The following is a 7,034-nucleotide window of genomic DNA, read 5'->3' on the forward strand; positions in this document are numbered from 1 at the left end:
CAGCCACCCCGTGCCGCGTCGCGGTCGGCGAGAGCGATCGTCGTGCACCGATCCGCTCACATAGATTTTATACTAGATTAAATCTAGCAGGGTCAAGGGGATTGCCGTGCGGATCGACAGGACCAACTAGTGTATGGACACAGAGCGGTGACACCCAAGCACTGTTGCGCCGTCATTCGCACTACCCGGGCCAAACAACGGTCCGCAGGGCATTTCTACCCACGGTATGCCGTGCACCCCAGACCCATGCTGGGACACTGCCCGGTCCGTTGGCTGCCAAGTGGACGCGGAAGTTTTATGCCGACACCAGTTTTCTAATGTAGATTCATACTATGAAGTGGTAGTCACTGGTAGTTTGGTCTACTGCGAGAATTTCGGACATTGAAGGGGATTGATTCAGGCCGCGATCGTCGGCTGCTGGTAACTGCAGTGGACGTCGTCCGGGTACCGGTAGCCGAGCGCAGAATCCCGGCGCCGCGAGTTGTGAACCCTACGATGCACCTGACGATGTCCTGTCGCGCTCGCTGTTTCGTTGCATAGAACGTGCGGTAGACACCGTCGTTCTTTAGCGCTGCGAAGAAACTTTCGGCCATACTGTTGTCCCAGCACACCCCCGGTACGCCCCAATCGAGGATCGAATTCCCAATCCGGCCACGAGCCGCCGAAATGCGCCAGAGGTGTACTGGGCGGCCACGACCGGAGTGAAAGACCGCCCCCGGCTCGATCAGGGTCATCGAGGCCGCGTTCGCCAGCTCGGCTGCGATCAAGTCAGTGCGCATGTGATCGGGCGATCAACCACCCGACAACCTTGCGGGAGAAACAGTCGATGACCGCCACAAAGTACTGCAACGACAGTTTGCGATGTCGACGTTTGTAGTGGCTGGCGCGCGCTCTGGCCTGGCCGGCGCGGCGCCAGTTCGACCAGTGCCAGACATGCACGAGGGCGTGTCGCAGCGGACAGGCGACGCGGCCCAAACAATCGCCGGATCTCGTTGATTGTCAGAGGTATTAGATCTCGGGTACCAGCCGGAGATCCCGTTTTTGAGCGCCGCGGCGCAGGATCGTCAGGAAGGCGCGGCCGCGGCCATCGACAAGGTGATGTGCAAGTACCAGGCCGGGTACCCGCGCACCTGGTAGTGGTCGAGCCCGGTCTCGTTCTTGGTGGTCTGAAAGCACTCCTCGATCGCCCAGCGACTACCGGCCACCCAGACCAGCTCGGCGGGTTCGGTCTCGGCGTGGCCTTAACAGATGTAGTAGGCCATCTCGTCGGGGTCAGTGATCGACCGGCGGGCCAGCAGCCGGTGACCGCGACCCCGTTCGCCACATCCGGAGTCGCCCGAACCCAGCCGGCGCTTGTAGCCGTTGGGCGCGCTGGCTTCTGGGTCTCGACCACTCCGGCGCCTAGACGGCCGCCCAGTTCGAACTCATCGATGCCGGTGGCCATCAACCTGAACCATCCCGTCGGTGGTGAACACGCTCTCCGCGCCCTGGCGCCGGGCCGCTGGGCAGGTCCGTTTCCGGTAGAAGCCACCGAACACGTCCTTGGGGATCTCCCCGATCACCTGGCATTCGGGGACCGTCGCCTCGAACGCCATCGGCCAGAACACACCACGCTGACAGATATGTTTCCCGTCTCCGTAACCAATCCGGTTGATCGGCCGCAAGTCCCCGGCAGACGGCCCGGCGGGGGACTCCTCCGCGCGGGGTCAGCTCCAGGGTTGGACTAGGTCAAGCACGAAGGCCATCACGCCGATGCTGATATAGAAGGCGGTCGGGCAGATTGCGAAGCCGATTGCGAACAACGTCCAGGGCTCGGCTGAGGACCGGCCGGGCAGGCGAGGGCTGTCCTCGGTCACGGCGACGGACGGGCGCGCCCCGGCACCAACCGGAGTGATGACCCGCTGGTCCGCATCGACGACCGCCGGAGGACCGTTCACCGCCATCGTCCCGCGCTCGTGCTGCATCCGCACGATCCCTCGGCCGGTCCACGCCATCAGCATCAGAATGATGTTGACCCACACCAGGTTGGTGTAAGGGACGCCGAGAACCGTCCACTCCTCCCGGTAGCCATAGCGGTAGATGTCCAACGCGTAAATCGTCAGACCCTCGACACTCACATCGAGCACCGCGAAGAAGACCGGCAGCACGACGTACTGCCAGCGACCCAGTTTTCGGTCGAGCCAGTCACGGTAACGCAGGATCAGCAGGGTGGTGATCCCGAAGAACGTCGCGTACGAGCACGGCGACCACAGCGGCTCGGGCCGGCCGGCGAGYGTGAAAAGGTTGATCGACCGAGCATCGTAGGTGAGATTGAGGAACCAGTGATCAGTGAAGATCCAGTCCCAGAAAAAAATCGATATACATCCAACGTAGAGGCCGGCGAGAAATCGGGTTCGACCAAACCGGAACACCAAGTATCCACCGAACACCGTGCCCAGGACTTGGGCGAACTCGTAGAGCCGAAGGACCACCAGCGGCGTCTCAGCCAACATGCGCCCGGACCCCGCATTCGTAATCAACCGGCTCGATCATGACCCCTCGACCACTCGAACGGACGAGCTCCGCCGTCTCGTCGGCGCCGCACGATTGCCTCGATACGCCACGACGACGTCATGGCCATCCTCCGCCAGGTTACGAGCGATGGCCCGACCCAAACCACCGGACGCCCGTCGACAACCGTCCAGCTCATCGATTCCACCATCTTCTCTTCTCACTCCAAACTCGAGGATCGTCCGGCACAGGAAACAGACCGCGCGTCATCACGACTTCACGGCGCGCTACGGGCCAGCTGAACGGGGACCAACATTCCCGGAAGTATCTAATTCAGATAAAATAATAGGTGCATGCGACCGGGATCGTCAACAAAACCAGGGTGTCGCAGTCACGACCATAGAAGTGAAGTAAGAATCGGGTTTGTGCCACACCTAGCGACGAACGATGCCAGCAGCGCTCCCTAATCGACTACCAAGCCCGAATGCACCGATTCGTTGATGTTGTCGTCGTGAATTCCGTTGTGTGGAACGGGTTGTGGGGACGTGGGTGATCGTCCGACCTGGTGTGTCGAGTTGTTTCACTGAGCCTTTCGCATCCAGGGTGGCATGTGTGATCGGTGTTAGGTGATGATCGGCTGATTTCCCTCCGGGCGGTGATAGCGATGTGTGCGAGCATGGACAAGGTGGTGTGGATACCATGCACGGTAGGTACGCCCCTGTTACTGGACCAGGCCGGCCTCGTTTCTTGGCCTGCTGGAAGCACTCCTCGACCCGCCACCGCGATCCGGCGACGACTGCGAGTTCGGTGAGCGTGGTGCGCCGGGATCCGACGCAGATGTAGTAGGCGATCTCGGCCGGATCGGAGAGGGACCGGCGGGCGAGCAGACAGTGCCCCCGCCCGGGCGCACAGGCGCTCCGGATCGGCACCCGAACCGAGGAGTATCCCGCGGGCGGGGTGCGCCGTCGCCGGCCGAGATCCGGCGCCACTGCCTCGGCGGGACCGCGGCGATCATATCGCCCGCCGGTCCGGGGTGAACACGTCGTCGTTGCGCCGGGTGGCCAGCACATAGGACACATCGCGTTCCTCGAGCCACACCCGCAGGGACTTCACCTGCCCGTACGCTTCGTCGGCGGTGAGTCAGGAGAACGGCACCTTCGCATCGAGGGCGGGTTCGATCATGTGCTGCGCCAGCACGGGTTTGGTCGCGAACTCGACCCCATCCCCGATGCCGGCGGCGCGGCACCGGACCCGATCGGCGGTCCACGATTCGGGCAGGTGCAGCTCCCGGTCGATGAGCGCGTGCCCGGGCCGCGCTCGCGTAGGCGAGGAACACCCCGATCTGGCTGTTCTCGATCCGTCCGGCCGTGCCGGAGTACTGCCGGGCCACCCCTGCCGAGCGGGTGCCCTTTTCAAGACCCTGTCTCGTCGACGATCAATACGGCCTTGTCGGCGTCGCCGATCGTCTCGACCACGACCTGACGCACCTCGTCGCGGAGCCCCTCACAGTCCCAGGAGTAGAAGTTCAGCAGCCGCTGCATGCCCTCCGGGCCCGCATCACCTGCCATCGAGCCACGTCGGATGCTTCTGATGCCAACTGCGGCACCTCCGGGGCCGGACGGCAAGACGCAGTGTGCGGCGCCACTTCGCGACTACCACGCCCCCAGGAATGGCCTCGACATCAAGAGCGATACCACCAGCGCCGCAGGGTATCCGAATTCGCTACAGTACCGGGAGATCTCGGCACGATCTACCCCGTCGTCCGCCCGCAGCATTGCCCGCGCCTGGACTACCTGTCGGTGCGGCGGCGCGTCGATCCAGCAATCCACCCGAGCTCTGCCCGTTGTTCGCCACTGACCGTCGACGTTACGGCAACCATGAACGCAGCATGAAATCGCTTGCTACTTCACAGACGGACCATTGGCTCAAGCAATCGTTTCGATGGTCAGGCCGAATCCTGCGGCGCGAAAACCCTCAGACACCCGGTTGTTAAGATTCGGCGTCTGTCGCGCGGGAGATGCTGGCCACGACGCGCGCCTCGTAGTCTTTCCGGGTCCCTTGATCGATCTGGGGGCCTAGACGGTCGATCTTCGTAACCCGAAACAGCAACGAACGGAGTGTGTACGGCAACGCTCCGTAGACGTGGGCGGCTATTCCGACTACACCAGGCGAGAAGATTGCGTGGCGCTTTCGCTTCATGCCTTCGATGATTGCATCGGCGACTTCTTCTGGTGTAACGCCGCGCATCCCGCGCATCTCCTGAAGTCCCGCCGCCAGTTCCGTCTTGACGATGCCGGGGCCCACCGACGACAGATTGATACCACTGCCCGTCAGTTCGAGACGCACGCTATCGGTGAGACCAACGATCGCGTGCTTTGTGCCGACGTATGTGGCGACGCCGGGAGCGGGCAACCACCCACCGGTCGATGCCAGGTTGACAATATGGCCGGCGCCGCGCGGCTTCATGCGTCGTAGGGCTTCCTTCATCCCGATGAGGGTGCCGCGGTAGTTGACGTCGACCAAGCGGTCTGTCATCTCGTCGGTTTCGTCGATAAAGTAGCCCACCGGCATGATGCCGGCGTTGTTGACGAGGATGTCGAGCGGACCGAAGTGCTGTTCGGCGGCATCGAGAACAGAGCGGAACTGCTCGCGGTTGGAAACATCGAGTGACCGACTAATGGCGTTCTTGCCGATGGCGGTAGCGACGGCCGCAGCAGCAGCTCCGTCGAGGTCGGCGACGACGACTCGTACCCCCTCGCGTGCGAGTGCCTCGCACGTCGCCCTTCCAATTCCTCGCCCTCCGCCGGTGACCACGGCGACTTTGCCGCTCAGTACAACCTGGTTCATGAATGTCTCCTCAAGTCCCGCTCCGTTGCTGACTGCGGATCTGCGCTATCTGACCCGCGACCCACGTAAACAATACACCTGACACTCTTTGTATCATAGTAACAATTCGGCTGTCACCGGCCAGGTCTGTGCATCTGGATGGCTCAGTGGGCACCTGACGTTATGCGGTCAGCCGTGTCGCTTCGGCGCATGACGATGCGTCCGTCCGGTTCACTACTTTCAGTGATTTCAGTGGAATACCATTGCCGAATCAGGCAACGTGCACCTTGGTGACGTGCAGTTGCTCGCTGGCGGCCTTCTTGTTCCCAGATGATGCACTGGCAGATCACACGCTGGACTCCTCGCGACGAGAGGAATTGTCGTCCTCGAACGAGAGGATCAGCGCACTGAATCTCACGGGACAACATCCGAAGTCCCACATGACTGATGTCGACCACCCGTCGTCGGCCACGGGAATCGGCAACTTTGGTCAGGATCGGGGCCCGAGAATGTCAGATCGTGTTCGGTCCGGATGTGCGACCTTCTCTTCGATCACGCGGCGTTCGGTCAGGCTGAACGATTTCAGGCTTCCGCGCTCGGATAGCGCATGGAATCCCTTGGGGCCGAGAACGTTCTATCTCAGTCTCGACGCACCACACCGCAGGCGTGGACACGACCAAAACGGGGCCCCTGCTTGCCGGTTGACCGTCGATCTGAATACCGTGCAATGAATATGCAGCCGATCTGCCATGCAGTACTGGAACCGGATTACCGCGGAGGCACTGCCGGCGCCGGCGGCGACTCCACAGTTGGCGGGGCAGTCGACGAGGAAGAGGGTGGCGGATTGCCAGCACCGCCGAGCGACGCATCATCTCCCCCAATGTCCGAAATCTTCCAATTGTCGCGGCCGTCGACCGTCAACTGATAAGAGGCAGTCGAATCGATTCCGTCGGGCGCCTGACTGTTCGTAGTCAATACCTTTACGAAGGCAGTCACGGTATACGAACCGTTATTCTCGGAAACTACTTTTGCTGCAACCGGTTTCGCTGTAGCCACCCATTGCAACGGCGTGATGATCTGCTCCATCGACGATGCTGCGTGTGTCAGCCGATCCGCCAATTCATCGCTTGTGCCACTGGTTAAGCGCGAACGCCAGGACGCGAGATCGCGAAAATCCATCTGCGCGGCGCCGGTTGAGTAGTCGAGAGCCACCTGCTCTGCATGCGAACGGGCGTCCGCATTGTCACGCATGCTGTTCAGGTCGTTCGTTTTCCCATGGAGTTGCCACCCGAGGATTCCGATCGATCCGATCATTGCAAGGAGTGCGAGGGCGACGATGAACGAGCGGACCCGGATGACGCGGTCGCCGTTTCGCAAGCGGCCTGCAACGGCCCCGGGCTTGTACTGGACATCACCATCGCTACTCTGAACGACCGCCGACTCTTCACTTGCCTGCTGTTTAGTTGTTCCAGCTTCAGTTCTACTGATCATGTTCCCAATGCCTTTGAATGTATCGGTTTTCTTGATGTCGCTCCGAGTAGTAACTCGGTGGATGAAACTCAGCCTCCTCCCAACCCATGGAGGTGCAGCGTGAGCGCATCGCCCGCATCTGCCGCAGCGAGCGCATTCGTAAGCAGATCTGACACCGGGATTGTCCGAAGCGACGCTGCTGCAGCAGTCATGCTCGGAAGCAAATCGCCACCGATCACGTGCAGATC

4 protein-coding genes and 3 pseudogenes are annotated in these 7,034 nt (G+C 61.6%); all 7 read right to left on the minus strand.

Translation table 11 applies throughout. The annotated features are described in order from the left end of the window. Positions 1-396: 396 nt before the first annotated feature. Positions 397-843: pseudogene (locus AC1DWT_RS48660) on the minus strand (DDE-type integrase/transposase/recombinase); the annotation flags it as partial. A gap of 165 nt (positions 844-1,008) precedes the next feature. Continuing rightward, positions 1,009-1,319 (minus strand): annotated as a pseudogene (locus AC1DWT_RS48665) (IS701 family transposase); the annotation flags it as partial. A 105-nt stretch (positions 1,320-1,424) separates the two neighbouring features. Beyond that, positions 1,425-1,595: a hypothetical protein gene (locus AC1DWT_RS48670; RefSeq protein ID WP_477926008.1), complete on the minus strand. Its 171-nt coding sequence runs from the start codon at positions 1,593-1,595 to the stop codon at positions 1,425-1,427. Positions 1,596-1,706: 111 nt separating this feature from the next. Beyond that, a complete protein-coding gene (locus AC1DWT_RS48675; protein ID WP_206016896.1) occupies positions 1,707-2,492 on the minus strand; it encodes a hypothetical protein in 786 nt (261 codons plus the stop codon). Between the two features lie 722 nt (positions 2,493-3,214). Continuing rightward, a pseudogene (locus tag AC1DWT_RS48680) lies at positions 3,215-4,055 on the minus strand (IS701 family transposase); the annotation flags it as partial. A gap of 424 nt (positions 4,056-4,479) precedes the next feature. Then, positions 4,480-5,337 (minus strand): SDR family NAD(P)-dependent oxidoreductase, encoded by an 858-nt coding sequence (locus AC1DWT_RS48685; RefSeq protein WP_477926009.1) that lies wholly within the window; start codon positions 5,335-5,337, stop codon positions 4,480-4,482. Between the two features lie 747 nt (positions 5,338-6,084). Beyond that, positions 6,085-6,807, minus strand: coding sequence for a hypothetical protein (locus AC1DWT_RS48690; protein ID WP_477926010.1), 723 nt, complete (start codon positions 6,805-6,807; stop codon positions 6,085-6,087). Positions 6,808-7,034: the final 227 nt, after the last annotated feature.

The sequence above is a fragment of the Rhodococcus sp. P4_B6 genome (assembly GCF_056402215.1).